Annotated in this window: 18 protein-coding genes, 1 tRNA gene and 1 pseudogene; 16 read left to right on the top strand and 4 right to left on the bottom strand. The window is 67.1% G+C overall.

Annotated features, from left to right (window positions below; all coding sequences use genetic code 11):
• Window positions 1–56: 56 nt before the first annotated feature.
• The 7 genes from ACQ86A_RS11375 (at window position 57) to ACQ86A_RS11345 (ending at window position 3,893) form a co-directional block, all read left to right on the top strand.
• On the top strand, window positions 57–1,289 hold the full coding sequence (locus tag ACQ86A_RS11375; RefSeq protein WP_431277171.1) for a glycosyltransferase: 1,233 nt from the start codon (window positions 57–59) through the stop codon (window positions 1,287–1,289).
• A 13-nt stretch (window positions 1,290–1,302) separates the two neighbouring features.
• A tRNA-Ile gene (locus ACQ86A_RS11370) sits at window positions 1,303–1,376 on the top strand.
• A 38-nt stretch (window positions 1,377–1,414) separates the two neighbouring features.
• Window positions 1,415–1,717 (top strand): PLD nuclease N-terminal domain-containing protein, encoded by a 303-nt coding sequence (locus ACQ86A_RS11365; RefSeq protein ID WP_431277170.1) that lies wholly within the window; start codon window positions 1,415–1,417, stop codon window positions 1,715–1,717.
• Entirely contained in the window at window positions 1,714–1,854 is a 141-nt protein-coding gene (locus tag ACQ86A_RS11360) for a hypothetical protein (RefSeq protein ID WP_431277169.1), read from the top strand. Before ACQ86A_RS11365 ends, ACQ86A_RS11360 begins: the two co-directional genes overlap by 4 nt.
• Complete coding sequence (locus tag ACQ86A_RS11355) at window positions 1,851–2,639, top strand: ATP-binding cassette domain-containing protein (RefSeq protein WP_431280431.1); 789 nt, start codon at window positions 1,851–1,853, stop codon at window positions 2,637–2,639. The genes ACQ86A_RS11360 and ACQ86A_RS11355 overlap by 4 nt, the downstream gene beginning before the upstream one ends.
• Window positions 2,636–3,400 (top strand): ABC transporter permease, encoded by a 765-nt coding sequence (locus ACQ86A_RS11350; protein WP_431277168.1) that lies wholly within the window; start codon window positions 2,636–2,638, stop codon window positions 3,398–3,400. The genes ACQ86A_RS11355 and ACQ86A_RS11350 overlap by 4 nt, the downstream gene beginning before the upstream one ends.
• 52 nt (window positions 3,401–3,452) lie before the next feature.
• Window positions 3,453–3,893, top strand: coding sequence for an SRPBCC family protein (locus ACQ86A_RS11345; RefSeq protein WP_431277167.1), 441 nt, complete (start codon window positions 3,453–3,455; stop codon window positions 3,891–3,893).
• On the opposite strand, the gene ACQ86A_RS11340 is transcribed toward ACQ86A_RS11345, so the two are convergent.
• Window positions 3,862–4,158, bottom strand: a complete 297-nt coding sequence (locus ACQ86A_RS11340) for a hypothetical protein (protein WP_431277166.1) — start codon at window positions 4,156–4,158, stop codon at window positions 3,862–3,864. The genes ACQ86A_RS11345 and ACQ86A_RS11340 overlap by 32 nt on opposite strands.
• Window positions 4,159–4,441: 283 nt before the next feature.
• On the opposite strand from ACQ86A_RS11340, the gene ACQ86A_RS11335 reads away from it, so the two are divergent.
• The 7 genes from ACQ86A_RS11335 (at window position 4,442) to ACQ86A_RS11305 (ending at window position 15,672) form a co-directional block, all read left to right on the top strand.
• A complete protein-coding gene (locus ACQ86A_RS11335) occupies window positions 4,442–5,104 on the top strand; it encodes an AfsR/SARP family transcriptional regulator (protein WP_431277165.1) in 663 nt (220 codons plus the stop codon).
• Between the two features lie 383 nt (window positions 5,105–5,487).
• Window positions 5,488–7,809, top strand: coding sequence for a hypothetical protein (locus ACQ86A_RS11330; protein ID WP_431277164.1), 2,322 nt, complete (start codon window positions 5,488–5,490; stop codon window positions 7,807–7,809).
• Entirely contained in the window at window positions 7,806–9,062 is a 1,257-nt protein-coding gene (locus tag ACQ86A_RS11325) for a hypothetical protein (RefSeq protein ID WP_431277163.1), read from the top strand. The genes ACQ86A_RS11330 and ACQ86A_RS11325 overlap by 4 nt, the downstream gene beginning before the upstream one ends.
• 114 nt (window positions 9,063–9,176) lie before the next feature.
• The gene (locus ACQ86A_RS11320) at window positions 9,177–9,599 is read left to right on the top strand and encodes a hypothetical protein (RefSeq protein ID WP_431277162.1); all 423 of its coding nucleotides are present in this window, start codon (window positions 9,177–9,179) and stop codon (window positions 9,597–9,599) included.
• The gene (locus tag ACQ86A_RS11315; RefSeq protein WP_431277161.1) at window positions 9,596–10,738 is read left to right on the top strand and encodes a hypothetical protein; all 1,143 of its coding nucleotides are present in this window, start codon (window positions 9,596–9,598) and stop codon (window positions 10,736–10,738) included. Before ACQ86A_RS11320 ends, ACQ86A_RS11315 begins: the two co-directional genes overlap by 4 nt.
• Before the next feature lie 16 nt (window positions 10,739–10,754).
• The gene (locus tag ACQ86A_RS11310) at window positions 10,755–14,600 is read left to right on the top strand and encodes a YcbK family protein (RefSeq protein WP_431277160.1); all 3,846 of its coding nucleotides are present in this window, start codon (window positions 10,755–10,757) and stop codon (window positions 14,598–14,600) included.
• Between the two features lie 151 nt (window positions 14,601–14,751).
• Window positions 14,752–15,672, top strand: a complete 921-nt coding sequence (locus ACQ86A_RS11305) for an alpha/beta fold hydrolase (protein WP_431277159.1) — start codon at window positions 14,752–14,754, stop codon at window positions 15,670–15,672.
• A 110-nt stretch (window positions 15,673–15,782) separates the two neighbouring features.
• Here the strand turns inward: ACQ86A_RS11305 and ACQ86A_RS11300 are convergent, their stop codons facing one another.
• Window positions 15,783–16,691 (bottom strand): hypothetical protein, encoded by a 909-nt coding sequence (locus ACQ86A_RS11300; protein WP_431277158.1) that lies wholly within the window; start codon window positions 16,689–16,691, stop codon window positions 15,783–15,785.
• 23 nt (window positions 16,692–16,714) lie between these two features.
• A complete protein-coding gene (locus ACQ86A_RS11295; protein WP_431277157.1) occupies window positions 16,715–17,182 on the bottom strand; it encodes an NUDIX domain-containing protein in 468 nt (155 codons plus the stop codon).
• A gap of 88 nt (window positions 17,183–17,270) precedes the next feature.
• Here ACQ86A_RS11295 and ACQ86A_RS11290 point away from each other — a divergent pair, with 88 nt between their 5' ends.
• The gene (locus ACQ86A_RS11290) at window positions 17,271–17,729 is read left to right on the top strand and encodes an NUDIX hydrolase (RefSeq protein ID WP_431277156.1); all 459 of its coding nucleotides are present in this window, start codon (window positions 17,271–17,273) and stop codon (window positions 17,727–17,729) included.
• Between the two features lie 26 nt (window positions 17,730–17,755).
• On the opposite strand, the gene ACQ86A_RS11285 is transcribed toward ACQ86A_RS11290, so the two are convergent.
• A complete protein-coding gene (locus ACQ86A_RS11285) occupies window positions 17,756–18,106 on the bottom strand; it encodes a hypothetical protein (protein WP_431277155.1) in 351 nt (116 codons plus the stop codon).
• 112 nt (window positions 18,107–18,218) lie between these two features.
• On the opposite strand from ACQ86A_RS11285, the pseudogene ACQ86A_RS11280 reads away from it, so the two are divergent.
• Window positions 18,219–19,902, top strand: a pseudogene (locus tag ACQ86A_RS11280) (bifunctional 3'-5' exonuclease/DNA polymerase).
• The last annotated feature ends 70 nt before the right edge of the window (window positions 19,903–19,972 follow it).

The raw sequence follows: 19,972 nt of genomic DNA, 5'->3' as shown, positions 1-19,972 counted from the left end.
CGGCCCACAACGTAGGGACTCATCACTTGCCCGATTCGAGCGGACCGCATAATTCCATGCCCGCCCAACCGGCGAGCGCCGACAAGAGACCCCTCACGGTCCTGATCGGCGCCGACACGTTCGCGCCCGACGTCAACGGAGCCGCGCGCTTCGCCGAGCGTCTCGCCGCCGGACTCGTCGCCCGTGGCCACGACGTTCACATCATGGCGCCCGCCGCCAGCCGCAAGCACGGCACGTGGGTCGAAGAGCACGAGGGCCAGAAGATGACGGCCCACCGCCTCTACAGCTGGCGCTGGTACCCGCACGACTGGCTGCGCTTCGCCATCCCGTGGCGGATCAAGCAGAACAGCGCCCGCGTGATCGACGCGGTCAAGCCGGACGTCGTGCACTTCCAGTCGCACATCGTCGTCGGTCGTGGGCTCTCGATCGAGGCCGAGAAGCGCGGTATCCGCGTCATCGGCACCAACCACTTCATGCCCGAGAACATGCTCGAGTTCACCATGATCCCGAAGAGCATCCAGGAGTGGGCGATCGGTCTGGCCTGGAAGGCAGCGAAACGCACCTTCGGCCGCGCCGAGGCCGTGACGACGCCGACCAAGAAGGCGGCGCAGTTCCTCGAGAAGTTCACTGGCCTCCGCGGCGTGCACGCCATCTCGTGCGGTATCGACGCGGGCAACTACACGCCGGACTTCACGCCGCGCACCGAGAACCGCATCCTGTTCGTCGGCCGCGTCACCGGTGAGAAGCAGATCGACGTGCTGCTCAACGCCGTCAAGAAGCTCCCGGCGACGCTGGATGCGAAGCTCGAGATCGTCGGCGGCGGCGACCAGCTCAAGAACTTGCAGCACCTCGCCGACACCCTAGGTATCGCCGATCGCGTGACGTTCACCGGCTATGTGACGGATGAGGAGCTCCGCGACGCGTACACGCGCGCCTCGGTCTTCGCCATGCCATCCATCGCCGAACTGCAGTCGATCGCCACCATGGAGGCGATGGCCTCCGCTCTTCCCATCGTCGCCGCTGACGCGATGGCGCTCCCGCACCTCGTGCACGACGGCGACAACGGCTACCTCTTCAAACCGGGCGACGCCGACGACCTCGCCGCGCACCTCGAGCGAGTGCTCACGCTGCCGCAGGAGCAGCTCGACACGCTCAAGAACGCCTCACTGAGGATCGTCGCGGCACACGACATTCAGCGCACCATCAGCACGTTCGAAAGCCTGTATCGTGGTGAGCCGGTGGCCGACCCGGTGACGGATGCGGCCAATCCAGTGGCCTCGTCCGAATAGACGAGAGGCACACGGGGCGGTAGCTCAGCTGGTTAGAGCATCGGACTCATAATCCGCCGGTCACGGGTTCAAGTCCCGTCCGCCCTACCGCTGCGGCAACCCTTGGGGCCATGGGAGGACTCCCGATGAGAGCACAACTGAGTGTCAACTCCCTTCCGCCCGGTGTGGTCGTCGTACTCGGCGTGCTGGATGTGATCGCGATCGTCGATCTCGTGCGTCGCCCGCGGGCACGGGTGACGTTCGACAACAAGTGGGTTTGGGTTGCGATCCTGGTGAATTTCATCGGCGCCATCCTGTACCTGGTGGTCGGTCGCAAGCCTGCGCTGCATGCTGGCGCGTCGCCTGCACTGCAGGAGCGGCACGTGACGTCACCCACCTCGGTCGCCGACGAGCTCTACGGCCCCGCTGACCGGTCTGACGACCGATGACCGTCGCGCTCGAGACCCGGGAGCTGACCAAGGTCTACAAGGGCAAGCGCGCCCTCGACTCTGTGTCCCTGACCGTGGAGGAGGGGAGGTCTTCGGCTTTCTCGGGCCCAACGGCGCGGGCAAAACGACGACGCTGAGGCTCGTCACAGGCCTTGCTCGTCCGACGAGCGGGTCAGTGCGGGTCCTCGGTTCGGATGTCGCGACGGCCGACAACGCCGTTCGCGCGCAGCTGGGCTTTCTGCCCGACGTTCCGGCGTTCTACGACTGGATGACGGCCGAGGAGTTCATGCACTTCGTCGGCGGCCTGTTCGGGTTGGAGAGGCGCCTTCTGAAGAAGCGCACATCACTGCTTCTCGATACCGCGGGACTCGAGGGTGTAACCACGCGGATCGGCGGGTACTCCCGCGGGATGCGCCAGCGCCTCGGGATCGCGCAGGCGCTCGTCAACGCTCCTCGACTGCTTCTCCTGGACGAGCCGACGAGCGCACTGGACCCCATCGGGCGCAAGGAGGTGCTCGACCTGATCGACTCGCTCCGCGGTCGCACGACGATCTTCTTCTCGACGCACATCCTTGGCGATGTGGAACGGGTGTGCGACTCGGTCGCGATCCTCGACAGAGGGCGCGTGGTGACGCAGGCGCCCATCCCGGAGCTGAAGGCGCGGTACGGGAGGCACCGCATCCTGATCGAAGTCACCGGTGATTCCGACGCGCTCGCCTCAGCGCTGCTCGCTCGACCGTGGACGATCGACGTCGGTCGTGAAGCCGGGTCGCTCACCGTCACCGTCGCCGATGTCGCAGCCGCTCAGCATGAGCTCCCCGGGATGGTCGACGCGCTCGGCGTGGGGCTCGTCCGCCTCGAAGCGGGAGAGCTGACTCTCGAGGATGTCTTCGTCGAGCTTGTGGGAAAGCGCCAGCGATGAGAGCAGCCCTGGTCTTCAGCCGCAAGGAAGCGTTCGAGATCCTCCGCACGTGGCGGATCTACGTGTTGCCGGCCATCTTTCTGTTGTTCGCGGTGACCGGCCCGCTGTTGGCGAAGTACACGCCCGAATTGCTCACGGCTGTCGCCGGCGACCAGTTCTCCGGTTTGCGCCTGCCCGAGCCGAGGGTGTCCGACGCATACGCCCAGTGGATCAAGAACCTCTCGCAGATCGGGCTCTTCGCGCTGATCATCATCTACGGCGGCATCGTCTCGTCCGAGCGACGCGGTGGAACGGCCGTGCTCGTGCTGACCAAGCCGCTCTCGCGGGCAGCGTTCGTCATCGCCAAGGCCGTCGTGCACGGTCTCTACCTTTCGGTGGTCCTGATCGCCGGGACTCTCGTGACCTGGGGCGTGTCAGCGGCCGTCTTCGGCGATGCGCCGGGCGGGTCATTGTGGGCGGCCGCTCTCACTTGGCTGGTGCTGGCATTGGTCTACCTGTCGCTGATGGTGTTCTTCTCCGTCCTGATCCCGTCGGCAGCGGGTGCAGCGGGTGCCGGGCTCGGCGTGTTCGTCGTCTTCTCGGTCGGCGGTCTCTGGAAACCGATCGCCGACTATTCGCCCGCCGGCCTCCTCGGACGCGCGACGACGCTTGCATCCGGGGAATCGACGGCATCACTGCTGTGGCCCGTGCTGGTCTCCCTCCTGATCTGCGCGATCGCGGTCGCCCTTGCCACCCTGCTCTTCCGGCGGCAGGAACTCTGACCGAGATTCAGACCGCTGGCATCCGAGCGACACGAGGTGTAGTACAAGCACCATGGTCCAGTTCACGAATGAGATCGACATCGGAGCTCCGGTCCAGGATGTGTACGACGCGCTTCGAGCGATCGACGCATACCCGACGTGGCTTCGGCATTCCACCGTCTACCGCGGGACGAAGGCGGGAAAGCCTTCAGGCCATCCGGAATCCACCTACGAGGATCACACGACGGTTGGCCGGATGCCCGGCGAACTCGTCGAGGACGTTCCCTTCCACACGCTGCGGTTCCATCAGGCGAAGCCGTCAGGAAGCCTTGACGCCCGCATCCGGTACACCGTCGATGTCACCGAGTCCGGCACACATCTGACGAGGGTGGGCGAGATGACGACGCACGGGATGCTCCGCATGATGCAGCCGGTTCTCATCCGGATGGCCGCCATGGAGAGCGAACGGACGCTCAAGGCGCTCAAGCTCTACGTCGAGCAGCACGCGCGATGAAGAGCCCCGTCAAGGCGGCAATCATGCCTAACAGTGCGAGGAGAACCCAGACGCGGATACCCGCATAATCGGGCACGAGCAGGTGCTGGGTGTACTGGGTGTAGGTGTAAACCGGGAGCGTCTGCATGGCGGGGACGGCGTTCGACACGCGATCGGCTGCCGCTTTCGTCACCACCGCTCCGATGACACCTCCGAAAACGGCCAACGCACCAACCGCTACGAGAGACACCACAAGAGGATTCCACCGACGGAGAACTGCAGCCATGGAAAGAATATAGACCTGCGGCCTCCGCCGGCCGGTCAGCGCGGCGGACGGGTTCAACTGGCGTCAGCGCCACGCAAGTTTTGCGCGCGTGTTCTGGATGCCCGCGTGCGGTTGAGGCGATGCGAGAAACGGATGCGGGGCTGCGTCTTGACGTGGGTAGAGCGGCAGGTCCACGCTTGTTGCGTGCGGCGGGGGAGGGGCTCGCGTCGCACGGAACAGGCGCCGGCCCGAGGCGCGGCGCGTCAGCAGAGAGCTGCCCGTTATGACGATGCCGACTCGGCGTTTGGCGGTCGTCGGAGGACTCGGCGTCTTCCCGGCCGCACGACTGTCGCTGCCGTCGCGCAGGCTCCTCGCATTCCTCGCCGTTCATGGCATCGAGGCGCCACGCTCACTCGTCGCCGGCATCCTTTGGGCGGATGTACCGGAGGCGCAGGCGCGAGCGAACGTGCGCCGCGCGATCTGGCAGACACCCGCCGGGTGGGTGACCGCGGACGGAGACGAGCTCCAGCTGGACGCCGAGGTCGACCTGTCCGAACTGCACACCGCGGCGTGTGACGCGATCGACGGCGGTACGCTCACGATGGACCAGATAGAGAGGCTCTCGCACGATCTTCTCCCCGGCTGGAACGAGGAGTGGGTGATCCCCGCGCAGGCTTCGTTCCACCTGCTCCGGGTGCAGGCGCTCGAGGCGGCTTGCATCACGATGACCGAGCGAGGGATGTACGCCCTCGCCACGCAGGCAGGCACGGCAGCGCTCATCGCGGATCCACTCCGCGAGTCGGCTGCATACGCCCTGATCCGAGCGCATCTGAGGGAAGGCAACAGGCACGCCGCCGCGGTGCGGTTCCGCAATTTCGCCCGCACGCTCGAGGAAGAGCTCGGTGTCGAGCCGGATCCGCGGCTCGCGCGAGTGGTGAACGCGGCGGTCGCGGTCCACTCTGCCTGACGCCGAGGACTCGGGGCATCGGCGTCCTGCGGAGAGCGGACGCCTGCCCGACGCTCCCGAGACGCCAGGCGGACGCGTACGCGACGCAACCGGGATGCCGTGCCGACCATCCGGCACCCTCAGACGGACGAGACCGGCACGGAGAACGGTCGCCACGCAATACGGCAGAGGACGGGCCGTCTGGTGCAGTGAGACGACCGGGACCACGCAGGTTCGGAGGGAGCGTTCGCGATGACGATCATCAGGGACCAGGAGCAGTTCACCCTGGAGAGCCAGCCATTCGCCGAGGTGACCGGTGAGACGGTCGGCGAGTCGGTTGGCGAGACCGGGAGCGAGTCGGAGACGCAGGAGACGTCGGGCGTCGGCCTGGCGTCGTTCTCGCCGTGGGCAGAGGGCTTGACGCCGTTCGCGGAGGGGAGTCGCCCCTGGGTGAGCAGGACGCCCTGCTCGAAAATGCTTTCGAAGCCGTGCGCGACGAAGCGTTCGACGAAGCGGTGTCTGAACTGCTCGCCGAGACGGAGGACGCGATCGGACAGCGGTTCTCCGACGAATCGCCGGCCACTGCGGGCGAACGCGAACGGATCGCGTCCGCACATCTCGCCCCCACTCAATTCGCCGCCGAGCAATACCTCGAACGCCTGAACGAGACGCTCGCCGGCCAGGATGTGGAGTCCCTCACCGAGGAGCAGCTCGATGAGCTGATGGACCGGGTCGAGCCGGAGTTGTCCGAGGTCTCGCCCGCGGGCGAGCAGTTCATCGGCAGCCTGATCAAGAAGGCGCGCAGCGCCGTCAGCTTCGTTGCCAAGGCCGCTAAGACGGTTGGCAAGGCCGCCGGCGGTCTGCTGACAGCCGGACTGAAGGGCCTCCTCAAGCTCGTCCGTCCGCTCCTCAAGCGCGTGCTGAGCTTCGCGATCGGGCGCCTCCCGGCCCCGCTGCGAGCCCCGGCCCAACTGCTCGCGAAGAAGCTGTTCGGTGAGGCCGAGACCGTCGCGGAGGCAGAGGCATTCGAAGCCGCCAGCGAGGGCGAGTCGTTCGCGATCTCGCCGGCCGTCTCGCACGACACCGAGGCTCTGACGGAGTCGTTCGATGCGGCACTCGCCGAAGCTCTGGTCTCCGGGGATGGGGGCAGCGAGTCGGAGACCGCGTTCGCCTCTGAGAGCGAGAGCGAGAGCGAGGCCGAGCAAGGGAGCACCGAGCTGGAAACGCTGGCTGAAGCGCGCGGGCGGCTCATCGATTCGCTCGCGAATGCGCGAAGCGCCGATGAGGTCACGCCGGCGGTCGAGCAGTTCATCCCGGCACTGCTTGGCGCGCTGCGCATCGGGATCAATTTGGTCGGACGTCCGCGGGTGGTCGGCTTCCTGGCCAAGTTCCTCGGGAAGCTGATCGGCAAGTGGGTCGGTCCGCAGCTCTCCGGACCGCTGTCGACCGCGATCGTCGACACAGGTCTGCGACTCATCTCGCTCGAGCAGATGGAACCCGAACTGGAGTCGGAGGCCGTGCCTACCATGTTGGCGGGCACGATCGAGGACACCGTCCGCCAGCTCGCCGAGACCTCGGAGTACGAGCTCGAGGACGAGTCGCTGATGAAGGCGGCCACTGCTCGGGCGTTCGATCGATCCGTCGGCGCCAACTTCCCGCCGACGCTGTTGCGTTCGGGCGTGCAGCGAGGCGCCCAGCTCGGTGGACGGTTCGTCACGCGCAAGGCTCGGTCGGTTGGCCCGTATCGACGCTACAGCCGTTCGCCCGAGGTCGAGGTGACAGCGGCGATCGCCGACGGAATCGACACGTTCGGCGGTGTCAGCCTGGGTGCAAGCCTGCGGGCCGTGGGTCTGACACTTCCGGTGCGAGTGCGCATCCACGTCTATCAGGCAACGATCGGCACGTCCCTACGACGGATCGCGGCGATCGAGCGCACCCGCAACGGTGTGCGGCTCTCGAGTTCGCAATTGCATCCGTTGACGCCGAAAGCGGCCGGCCTGCTTCTCAAAGACCCGGGGATGGGCGTGGCAGTGCCCGCCGCCTTCCTGCAGAGCCGGGCGCGGGTCGCCGCGGGACAACGCTTCTATTGGCTCGAGCCGCTCGATCAGATGGCGCTGCCGGTCGCTGGATCGGGCGCATCCGGAGGCCGGATCGCACAAGGTGGGCGCGCCGGAGCAGCCTCGCAGGGCTGGGTCGTCGTCGACACCCGCTCGTCGCGGGTCATCGTCGGGCTCTTCTTCGCCGAGTCTGAGACACAGGCGATTGCCGCGGCCATTCGCGAAGGACGAGCGGAAGCCGTGCTTCTCCCTGCGCTCACGAAGGCCTACGACGGTCTCGCGCGCCGGTTCGCCCACCGAACAGGACGGTTGAGGATCCGCGCGGAGCTCGAGCAGTCTGAGACGACAGCGCGGCTGCCTCGGGTACTCGATCGAATTGCACCCGCTGCGATATCGGGCTTCACCGTCGCCCTGCGACGTTGGCTGCTGCCTGCGTTCGCGACCTGGTCCCGTGACGCGAGCGCCGAGTTCGCCCGGGCATCGGCGGACCCGCGCAACGGGGTCACTGTCACCGCGACGATTCGCTCGGTTCCGGGGCTCGATCTGATCCGACAGGCTGCAGCGGGCTCCCTGAGCGCAGCGTCGCTGGGGGCACTCTCGTCCGGCTCCGCTTTCCGCGCGACGCCGACCGTCACCATCTTGGCCAAGGCCGGGCGGCGGCAACCATGATCGCCAACGCCGCGACTCGAGCGGTCGCAGCCGACCTGGAGCGTCAGAGTGCGCACTGGGTCGCAGCGGCGACCACGTTCCTCGACGCGGAGGAGTTCGCTTCGGAGGCGGCCTGGCGATCCGTCGAGATCTACGTCGGCATTCCGTTGCGACGGCACCTCAAGCTCATCGTGGAGGAATTGATCGACATCGGTCGAGCCACCATCGCCATGACCCGAGCCGCGAGGCGCGACGCGCTCGCCCTGCCGGAGGCGATGGCCGCTGTGCAGAACCTGCGCCGCCGCTACAGCCAGGTGGAGACCACGCTCGACTTCTTCGGTGACGCGGTCTCGTCGCGCACGAGCCCGCAGCTGCGAGCAGCCCTGCAGTCGCTCGACGCACTCGCCACGGCGAGCATGGCGACGGTGCTCGCGCAGGCCGGGCACGCTCCCATTCCCGTTCTGACATATGTCGACAAGGGGATGGGCGCTTCCATCCTGCGGGCGGATATCCGGCTCTGGGCGCCCGGCAGCATCAACCCGGTGGCCGCCATCAAGATCGTGCGACACAACCTCTATCGGCCGACATCACTGTTCCACGAGGTGGGACACCAGGTCGCGGCAGTCACCGGCTGGGTGCCCGCCCTGCAGGCCACCCTTGCCCGGGCACTCTCGGGAGATCCGGCCCTGCGTGCGATGTGGACCCCGTGGGCGTCGGAGATCGCCGCCGATGTGTTCGCGTTCGTCCACACCGGCTTCGCCTCCGTCACAGCCCTCTACGACGTCGTCGGCGATGCCCGCACGATCCTCCGCTGGCCCATCGGGGATCCCCATCCTGTCGGCTGGCTGCGAACCCTCCTCGGGTGCGCCATGTGCCGCGGAGTCTACGGTTCGGGCCCGTGGGACGACCTCGAGGAGGCCGTCGTCACGAGTTTCCCGCTGCGGCGGGCCGACCCGACTGTGCGGGAATTGCTCGCCCGGTCACGGCGAAGGATGCCCGCAATCGCCGCAACCTGTTTGCGCACATCCGTTCCGGGGCTCGGCGGGCGCCCGATCGGTGGCGCCGTCGACCCCGCTCGTGTGTCGCCTGTGGCGCTGGCGGAGCTCGAACGAACGGCAGGAACTGCGCTCTGGACGTCGTCGCACTGGCGACGCCTCGAGGGCATCCGGATCGTCGCACTGGCGGGACTGCGTGAGGCGGAACGACCCGACGAGGCCTCGGCGTGGATCGCCCGGGCCCGCGAATGGATGACGGCCGCGCCCCTGGCGGCATGACGACAGCATGACGACGGTGCGAGAAGCACACGAGAGATCGGAGAAGAGATGAGCCAGTCAGCTCCCCCGGGAGGTTCCTCGGGGCGCCCCAATACGACGCAGCGGCTGGAGGCGATGGAACAACTGATCGCGGCCGAGGCCGATCGCCTCGCCGAGGAGCGCGAAGCTCTGCGCCAGCAGTACGAACAGCTCCGCAGCGAGCAGTCCCAGATCCGTCGCGACTATGAGGACCGCCAACGCGACCTCTACCTGGTCAGCGGTCTGGATGCGATCAGCACGGTGCTCGAGAACGGCTTCGAGCGAGTGATCGGGCAGCTCGAGCCGCTGACCGAGTTCCGGCCGCCGAACGGCGACATCCCGCTCCCCATCCCGACCGAGTTCCGGCTGGTGAACCTGCAGGCGACGCAGCAGCGCATCCAGGCCGACTCCTATCAGGTGCCGCTCGGCGAGTTCGACGTCGGCTTCCTGAACGACCCGCGAGGCGGGCCGGACGCCACCGGCGCAGCCGGCTTCACCCAGGAGGGAATGCCATCATGATCCCGCAGCTGACGAACCGTCTGCTCACACCGCCGTCCGGGCCGGGCACGGTTCTCCCGATCGCCAATGCCGCCGACGCGGCGGCGGCGGTCCTCAAAGCAGATCCGCTCGACCTCGTCCTGTACATGGAGGAGGTCTGGGACAGCGCTGACGTCTGGGCTCCGAACGGGATGCGGGCCGGTCCCGCCCGCGCGGCATTGTTCGCCACGGGGCTGTTCAGCGGCTATCTGCCTGTGCCTGGGCCGGCGTGGGATCACTTCCTTGCCTCGTATGCGCTCGAGAACACTCGGATGGTCCAGATCTTCGCGCGGGTGGTGAAGGAGTACCGCTCAGGCGAGAGCCTCGGTGTCCCGTCCGTCGCGACCCAGCGCTGGCTCGACACGACCGAGGCGCTCCTGCTCGGCGCCTGGAACCCTGTGCCGCTGTGGCTGAGTACGAGTGCAGTGCGACCGGATGCCGAGGCGGTGCGGCGAAACGCATACTGGCGGATGTTCGGGATGGACCTGTCGTTCGGGATGGACGACAACCGTCCGGCGAGCTTCGCGCGCGCGACGGCGGCCAACACCACGTTCGTGCGGCTCTTCGAGGAGTTGCTCTACGAGGTGTGGCAGGCGATGGTCAACCTGCGCAACGTCGCCGGCGTGAACTCGGCCGACAACGACCGCATCTACGCCATCACCCAGGAGTTGAAGTACGTGCTCCGCTCGCGGCGACAGAACGCCGTGCTCGCGCGGGAGGAACTGGCGGCTGCGACCGTGCTCGGCTGGCTCAACTTGACACTCGACTCCAACACATCGGTGGTCGTCGACCTGAAATCGCAGGCCACCAGTGCGGGCGACCGGCTGCGGCTGCTCGGCGAGCGCGTCGGGCTGCCCGCCCACTCGAAGTCGACCTCGCTGATCACGATGGCGCAAGACCTGTCCATCCTGATGCGGACCATCGAAGCCGACATCGTCACGGGACCCGAGTTCGCCTGGGTGCTCTACGACACAGTGGCGCCCGGCCCTTCGACGGTGACGCCGCTCGGGTCGTACACCCGCCGGGTGATCACGGAGTGGTCGTCCGCCGCAGGGCGCGACCTGAAGGCACGCAAGGTGCCCGTGGACACCCAGCAGCGGCGTCCGGCGCTCGTTCGTTGAGAGGAGGGCGAGGATCATGCCGGCTCAGACATTCGGCGAGCCGCCGGTTCCCGGAGGGTTCGAGTCGCCGTTCGAGGTGACGCCGGGGGAGCAGTTCACGGTGGGCGAGGGCTTCACGGTCGGAGAAGGGTTCGAAGGCTTCACGGTCGGTGAGGGCTTCGAGGGCTTCACCGTGGGCGAGGGCTTCGGCAGCGACGAGTCCTTCGGCCAGGACTTCACGCTCGAAGGTCCCGCCATGGAGAGCGAAGTGTTCCCGTCCGGCCTCGTGCTGACGGAGACCACAGGAGCGACGGGAGCGGGACAGGAGCACTGGGATCCGAACAACACGGGCATCCCGCTGCTATCGACCGGTGCGTCTGTGCGTTCCCAGAAGCTGTCGCCGAACTTCACCGTCGGCGAGCTCGTTCGCAGCGGCGGCGTCTACGCCGACCCGGCTCGTATCTCGCCTCGGCTCGTCGAGCTGTTGCAGCGCATCCGTGAGCGTGCTGGGAAACCCGTGAAGATCAGCTCCGGATACCGGTCGTGGAAGCGGAACGGCGTCGTCTACAAGGGCTACGGAAAGCCGCCGACCCTGAGCCGTCATTGTTCCGGGCAGGCCGCCGACATCTCGATCCCCGGATACACGGGGATGCAGATCGCGAAGCTCGCCATCGACGTGTGGGGCTCGCGAATCGGCGTCGGCATCGGAGGCAACTACGCGCATGTCGACGTTCGCCCCCAGTGGGGACGATGGACCTACCTCAGCGGCGAGGCGAGCCGCCGCGCAATCGCGGAGATCGACGCTTATCGCAAGGCGAAGAAGTCCGCGCCGAAGCCGCCGGATCCTGTGCCCGTCCCTCCGATCCCGCCTGTGCCGATCCCCGTCGTTCCGGGGACGACGAGTGGGGGTTCGCTCGTCGTGCAGAACTCGCCGCTTCTGGCATCGCATCGAGGAACGCATCCTGACCTCATCGTCGGCTGGAACGCGATGAGTTCACCGGCCGCGATCGACGTGGTTGTGCACCTCCACGGATACTCGCCCAACGGCGCGGCGATGCGTCTGGACACCGAGAAGCTCCCGGTCAGCGGGCTCGAGCTCGGCGCGAGAACACGACCCACGGTGACCATCCTGCCGCGAGGCGACTTCTTCGGAGGCACCTCGGGACGCGGATACGACTTTCCGGCACTCACCGCGCGCGGCCGGATTGACGCCCTGATCGCGTCAGCGATGGCGGCCTTCACCGCGAAGACCGGGATCAGCGCGCCACGCGGACGCTTCATCCTGACGGCGCACTCGGGTGGCGGTAAGGCCATGCTGGCGATCTTGGGCAGTAGCGATCCCGACGAGGTGTTCGTGTTCGACGCCCTGTACCAGGCGTCCACGGCGCTTGGCGACTGGATGGAGCGACGGGTCAACCATCACATCGCGTCACCGTCCGACCCGCCGCCGGCGCTCCGCGTTCTCTACCGTGCGGACGGCAAGAAGTCGACGCAACCGTCGAGCGAGTCGCTCGCGCGTCGGCTCGGCGCGGTGCTGTCGGTGCCGGCGTCGGCTGCTCTGCGGGGAAGATTTCGCGTCGAACGGACCACGGATAACCACGGCACGATCCCGAAGCGATACGGTGGCACGCTGCTCGGGGATGCGGGGGCGGACCTGACCGGCACCACCCCGGCCCCCGGGTTGCAGCAGGAGGCGTTCGCCGGCGAGCAGTTCACGGTGGGGGAGTCCGTGGAGGCTCCCGAGGCGCTCGCCTGGGACGCGTATGAGGCCGAGTTGCCCTGGACCGGGAACGAGGCGTACGACGAGGGCGAGAGCTACGACGAGAGCGAAAGCTACGACGAGAGCGAAAGCTACGACGAAGGCGAGAGCTACGACGAAGACGAAGGCGAAAGCTACGACGAAGGCGAGGGTCTCGATGAGGCAGAAGCCGAATCCGGTGAAGCCGAGGAGTCCGAGCAACAGCTTTCAGAGTCGGAAGGCCTGGATGTCGGGGAACTCGAATCGGAGTATCTCGACACCGAGTCGTTCGAGCCTGAGTATCTCCACACCGAGTACCTCGACACCGAGTACCTCGACACCGAGTTACCCGAAGCCGAGTCACCCGAAGCTGAGTATTTCGACACCGAAGAGCCGCCAACACGCTTCGCCCTCGAAGCGCTCGACACCGAAGTCGTCTCGCTCGCAGAGCTGGTGGCCGAGGAGTTCGAAGACGAGGAAGCCGACTCGTGGGGTGGTGAGGGCGAACAGTCCGAGGCGACCAACGGTGTCACATACCCGTCAGGACTCACCCTGGCCGCCGCCCCGCCGGCGATCGCTGCGCAACCCGGATACGCCGACCCGAACAAGACGGGCGTCCCGCTCGTGGCGACCCCGGCATCCCTGCACCGTCGAGCCCTGTCGACGAACTTCGTCGTGCGCGAGCTCTCCTCCACGGGCGGCAAGTCCTCACCGTATTCACGCATCTCGCCCGAACTCGTGCGAGTCCTGCAGGCCATCCGCTCGCGGCTCGGCCGCCCGGTGTACGTCGACTCCGGATACCGTCGCTGGGCTCAGGCGATGGCGGTCGCCGAAGCGCGTGGCGGGCATCCGCGGAACACCCGTCATGCGTCAGGCCAGGCGGCCGACATCCGGGTGCTCGGTCTCACGGGCCAGCAATTGGCGCAGGTCGCCATCGACGCGGTCGACGAAGACCTCGCGATCGGCATCGGCAGCAACTACATCCACGTGGATGTGCGTGGCACATGGAAACTCTGGACATACATCCCGGGGGCGGCCGGCTTGGCGGCGAAACAGGTCGTGCTCGCACACCACGTCGCCAAGAAGGCGAAGAAGAAGCCGCAGCCACAACCGAAACCGAATCCACAGCCCAACCCGCAACCGGTCCCGACGACAGACGCCCGATTCTCGGTGATCAAGCCCGCCTTCCTGGCGACGACCGATCCAGCCGTTCGCGCGACGATCCTCCAGCGGGGCCTCGCGTTCGCTGCAACACACGTAACGCAGGCGAGGAAGGACGTCGCCCGTTCCACCAGCCAGACCTCGATCTCGCGCGCACGCATCATTTCCGAGACCGGTGTGGGAAAGAAGGGTGGGGATTTCCCGTTCCTCGAGCCCAATCCGTTCGCGGGAAACGTCACCGACGACCGGTTCGAGCAGGCGTATCGTGCCTGGGCCGAGAATCCCTCCCAGTCTGTCGAGCCCTGGCTTCTCATGGCGATCTGGGTGAAGGAAGGCCTCACGACGGCGCAGATCGGGCCGGCCGTCTCCGCTCTGAGCGCCACGGACGCGCGCTCGATCTGGCGCTCCTCGTACTACTACGTGAACATGGGGATCGATCATTACGTCTCGAAGCTGCCCAAGCAGCCGGGGCAGGACAACCTGCTCGACGCCGGCCCGGGAAGCGGTGTTCGTCACGACAAGGTCTTCCGCGATGCGGTGCTGGCTCACGTCAAAGCCGGGCGCCTGCCGAGGGATGTGACTGCTGAGATCGATGCCGAACTCTCGGTGACAGCGGGGACGTCGGGCACCTTCTCCGTCACGCCGTCGAAGCGGTTCTTCGTGCTGTCGCTCATGCTCGTCGACGCATTCTGGCGGGAGCTGCGCTCAGGGGCCGCATCCGCGCCCGGAATCGCCGCCTCCTCGCCGACACCGCTCGACCTGGAGGGTCTCACGTACATGAACTGGAACATGCCACCCGAGTCCTTCAAGAAATTCCGCACCCGGAACATGAGCCAGAACACCGACCCCGACGGCACGGTTCCGTCGCTACCGGTGTGGGCCTTCCACCGCGAGGTCAAGAAGAGCCAGTTCGGGCAGCCGCGTGCCAACGCCGTCCGACTCCAGCACACCATCCCCGTCTACAAGGAGGTCTACGAGGGATGAGGCCCACGGCCTCCGCCCGCGCGTGAACATCATCACTACCGGGTGATGCCTCCGCGCGACATCGAAGCCTACGTTTGTGCCAGAGTCGGGACTGCGAGTCCTCGTGCCACGCGGGTCCCGTGCCGAGGTCTGTCATGGAGGTGAGCCGACGGTGTCGACCGATCCGAATAGCTCCGCCGAATCGCGCCGCCGGGAGCGGAAGACTCCGCGGCGTCCCGCTTCGAGTCTCGCCGAGCGCTGGACGAACATCGACGGCATCGACGTCTTCTACCGGGAGTCACCTAACCCGCCGGATGCGCCGGCGATGATGCACCTCCACGGCTTCGGCCTCTCCGGTCGCTATCTCCTGCCCACCGCCGAACGGCTCCGCGACGAGTTCCACACTCTCGTTCCCGATCTCCCGGGATACGGCCGCAGCGGCAATCCGCCGCACGCGCTCGACGTGCCCCACCTTGCGCATGCCGCGGCGAGGTTCCTCGACGACCGAGGGATCGGATCCGCCACCCTGGTCGGCAATTCGATGGGCTGCCCGGTCATCCTGGAGTTCGCCCATCACCACCCCGAGCGCCTCGACAGGGCGATCCTCGTCTCACCGGCCGGCGGGTTGCACAATCAGCCCCTGGGCCGCGCCGTCGGCCAGCTCGCCCGCGACGGCGGACGCGAGCCGCCCCGAATGATCCGTGTCGCAGCGCCCGACTATCTGCGGTTCGGCGTCCCGAGCACGTTCAGGATGTTCAGAGCCCTCACGCAGTACCCGTCACTCGAGCGCTTGCTCGAGTTGAACATCCCGACCCTCGTCGTGATCGGCAACCGGGATCCGCTGATGCCGGGCCCGGCGCGGGTGAAGCAGGTCGCCTCCCGAACGGACAATCACGTTCTGCTCGTGATCATCGAGGGCGCGGCGCACGCGATCAATTTCAGCCACCCGGGTGAACTCGCGCACATCATCCGGCTTTTCATGGCTGACCGGCCGATCATCGACGACCCGGATTCCCCCGGGACAGCGCGCTCATACGAGATCCATCGCGGCAAGCATCTTCCTCCGACCGAGGGGGTCGGCAGAGAACGCTGACGAGAGTCACCCCTACGACTGTGCCAGCGGCCGGACGAACCCGTTGACGCGGTCATTCGGGGCCCCAGGGCCGAATCGGTAGAGCCGCAGCATGACGAACGCCGTCGTCGTTACCACGAGCCACACGAGGAGCACGATATACGGCTCGGCATGCAGGTTGTTCGGAAAGTACGCGAGGTCCCGGATGGCGTTGACAGCCGCTCCGGTCGGCATCCACCGCCCGACGAACTCGTAGAACGGCGGGAGGAGCGCCGGCGCGACCGCCCCCCTGAAGCGGGGTTGCTGATGAGTACGAACACGATCCAGGTGGGCAGGAGCGCCCAGCGTGCTCCGATAAGCACCCGGAACGCGCTGTATGTCATGCCCGCGACCAGCATGGTGAGCGCGAGAACGCCCCAGGAGGGAAAGAACGGCAGACGCATGATCCGCAACAGGATGCTGATCGTCAGAACGATGGCGAAAGCCGCCAGTGCGGACCGTGCGACGTCCCAGGCGAGCTCGGCCCGCAGTGTGAGCTTCGGCGCGTTGGTGCGCGTCTGCACCGCACCGAGGAACCCGATGATCACGGCGACCAACGGCACGTAGAAGAGCACCAGCCCTGACGGATCTGACGCGGTCAACGGATGTTTGTCGACGACGGTCACCGGATGCCCGATCGCCGCCTCGATCACAGGCGCATCCCCCTCGAGCAGTCGGGCCACCGAGTCGCCCGACGCACTTGAGATGTACAGGCGGGACGACGTTCCGCCGTCGACGAGCGCACCGTAGATCTCCTGCTCGTCGATGGCGTGCAGCGCCCGCGCCTCGGTGGGGAAGGCGATGATCTGAAACGTCGTCGCCGGCGGCTCGCCGAGCATCGTGCGGAATTCGGCGGCCGTCACCGTGCTCGACACGAGTCCGATGGGCACGCCATGGGGCTTCGGATCCGCGATCGCGAGGCTGTACGACGCCGCGAACAGCGCCGACACGATCGCGATGATCAGGGTCACCACGAGTGCAGGACGGTGGGTGCCGGGCACGATTCGGGGGCTGCGACCGCCTGTCACGGGCTTGCGACCCGCTCGAGCGCATCCAGGATGGCGAGTTGCCCCTTCACGACCTTCGACCTCGCCTCGTCGACGGGAAACCATCGAGCATCGTCGATCTCGGGATACTCCTGCACCTTGCCGGAGCGAGGCGGCCATTCGAGCGGGAATGTGTTGCTCCGGATGGTCGCGGGTGCGAAGTCCGCTTCGGCCGCGAACGCGACGATCACCTTGCCGGAGGACTGCTTGAACTCCCCGAGCGCCGCGTACGGCGCATCGGGGGCTGCGGTGCCGACCTCCTCGGCGAATTCGCGCAGCGCGGCGGCGAGGTCCCCGTCCGAATCGGTGGTCTCGACGATCCCCTTCGGGATCGACCACGCGCCCTCGTCCTTGCGCGCCCAGAACGGCCCGCCCATGTGTGCGATCCACACCTGGAGATCGGGCGATCGCCGATAGAGCAGGATGCCCGCGCTTCGTACGGCCATCAGTCCGTCCGACTCGTCATGCCGTAACCCTATGCCGCATTCGGCTCTCGCAGAGGGGACTCCCGGCCGATCCCGCTAACGTGGAAGCGTGAACTCCGGCGATGCGTGGGTCGAGGGCCCCAACGGCGAACGATTCTGGGGCCGATTCGGCGCGGCCGGTCTGCTCGTGCACGACGCCAAGCGCGGCATCCTGTTACAGCACCGTGCCGATTGGAGCCATTTCGGAGGCACCTGGGGTCTTCCGGGAGGTGCCAGGCACGAGGGCGAGTCAGCGGTCGACGGTGCTCTGCGCGAGGCTAACGAAGAAGCGGCCGTGCCTCCGGATGCGGTCGATGTCCTGTTCACCAGCACGCTCGACCTCGGATTCTGGTCGTACACCACTGTCGCGGCCGAGGTGGTCAAGCCGTTCCAGGCGCGGATGGCCGACGTGGAGAGCATCGAACTGCGGTGGGTGCCGATTGCCGAGGTCGCCGAGTTTCCCCTGCATCCGGGATTCGCCAGCTCGTGGCCCGAGTTGAGGGCACGGCTGTCCGCTCTGGCCGAGTGAGCAAGTAGGCATCCGGCCGTACCGCGTTACGAGGCTACGCTCCGCCCCCAGGTTGCCGGCCAGAGCGCCGAGCCCGGCACGTCGACGAATCCGCTGGGCACGCTCAGGTATGACCCGGCCCCCGGATACGCGGGCTGTCCTGGATACGCGGGTGCACCCGGGTAGTCGGGTGTGCCGCGGAACGCGGGGGCCTCGCGAGCGAGCAGCCTGTTTCCGATGACCGTTCCGAGGTATCCGCCCTCTCGGGTGCAGGCATCATCGTCGCCCCAGGGGAACCAGCCGATCCATTCGCCGTCGGGGTTGAACAGGTACTTGCTGTTCTCATCCGTGCGGAATGCGATCCAGGTACCTTGGCTGTCGTACAGGAATGCGGTCATCGTCGATCGCCTTTCGGGTCGGCCCATCGAGGTTGTAGTGAATTATCCTCACCTTTGCGGATGGTGACAATGGGTTGCACGAGAATGTCTTCCGTGCCAGCGAGAATGGAGGGTGCACATCGTTCTCGACCGCTCTGGGAGCGCCCCGTTCACCGCGGTGCGACTGGACGACGGGGGAGAGGTTCTCAGCGAAACCACCATCGAGGCCAGCGAGCTTCCGCGGTACGTCTCTGAGGCGGAGAGCGACGGACCACGGTGGGTCTGGAGCGACACCCGCGCCTGGTACCCACAGCTCCTGAGAGCGGGCGTGCGCATCGAACGCTGCGTCGATCTGCAACTCAGCCACACGATCTTGCGGATGTCGTCCCTCTCGGCCGGTTCGAAGCTGGCCTCGTCTCCGATAGGTGTCTGGGATGCGGCTCCAGTGCTCGACGACGAACCCGCGGTCAGCGCGGCCACCCTGTTCGACTTCGATGCCGTGGACGCGCATCCGGAAGCAGCAGGAGGAGTCCGCTCGACGAGTTCTCCGCGCAGCAGGATGCGGTCGCCGGCAGTCCGAATCCCGGTCGCCTCCGGCTGCTCCTGGCGGCGGAATCCGCCGGGGCGCTCATCGCCGCCGAGATGCGCTTCGCGGGCCTGCCGTACCGCGCTGACCGCCACGATGCGCTGCTCACAGAACTTCTCGGCCCGCGCCCGCGGTCGGGAGGCCGGCCGCCTGTTCTGGAGGCGCTCGTGGCTGAGATCCGGCTGTCGCTGGAGGCGCCGGGTCTCAACCCTGATAGCCCGCCCGACCTCATCCGTGCGCTCACACGCGCCGGACTGATCGTGACGTCGACGCGGTCGTGGGAGCTCCGCAAGCTGGAGCATCCGGTGGTCGAGCCGTTGCTGCGTTACAAAAAGCTCTCGCGGCTCCTCACCGCCAACGGTTGGACCTGGCTCGACACCTGGATCAGTGACGGTCGTTTCCGGCCCGACTACGTGCCCGGAGGAGTCGTGACCGGCCGGTGGGCCACGCGCGGCGGCGGGGCGCTGCAACTTCCGAAGCAGGTGCGCGGGGCCGTCGTCGCCGACGAGGGCTGGAAGCTGGTGGTGGCGGATGCGGCTCAGCTCGAACCGCGCATCCTGACCGGCCTCTCCGGCGACACGGCGATGGCCGAGGCAGGCCGGGGTAAGGACCTGTACGAGGGGATCGTCGCCTCGGGAGCGGTCGAAGAACGCGCGCACGCCAAGGTGGCCATGCTGGGCGCGATGTACGGCGCCACGACGGGGGAAAGCGGACGACTCATGCCGCGGCTCACGCGGGCGTTCCCCAGAGCGGTGAAACTTGTCGAAGACGCGGCCCGCGCAGGCGAAGGGGAGAGATCGTCACGTCGCGTCTCGGTCGGAGTTCGCCGAAACCCGGTGCGACCTGGTCTGCGACCCAATCCGCAGCCTCCGGTCCCGAATCAACCGCTGTCGATGAGCGTCGCGCGCGGAGTCAGGCCAGGGACTGGGGGCGCTTCACCCGCAACTTCGTCGTGCAGGCCAGCGCCGCCGAGTGGGCACTCTGCTGGATGGCCGACCTGCGCCAGCGTCTCAACGCTCTGGCACCTGATGCGCGACTCGAGGACGCACCCCATCTCGTGTACTTCCTCCACGACGAAGTGATCGTGCACACTCCCGCCGCCCTCGCCGATCAGACAGCCGAAGCCGTCGTCGCGGCCGCCCGACAGTCCGGACGACTGCTCTTCGGGGACTTCCCCGTCGACTTCCCGGTAGTCGCCGCGGTGGTGGACAGCTACGCCGAGGCGAAATGAGTTCCTGGCGGCATAAAGCTGTGTCGAAGTTGGTTGTTGACCTCGACCTGATCGAGGATGGACACCATGA

Origin of the sequence: Leifsonia poae, assembly GCF_050632195.1 — a bacterium.
Classification (GTDB): domain Bacteria; phylum Actinomycetota; class Actinomycetes; order Actinomycetales; family Microbacteriaceae; genus Leifsonia; species Leifsonia poae_C.
This window is presented reverse-complemented; position numbering and strand designations above follow the sequence as displayed.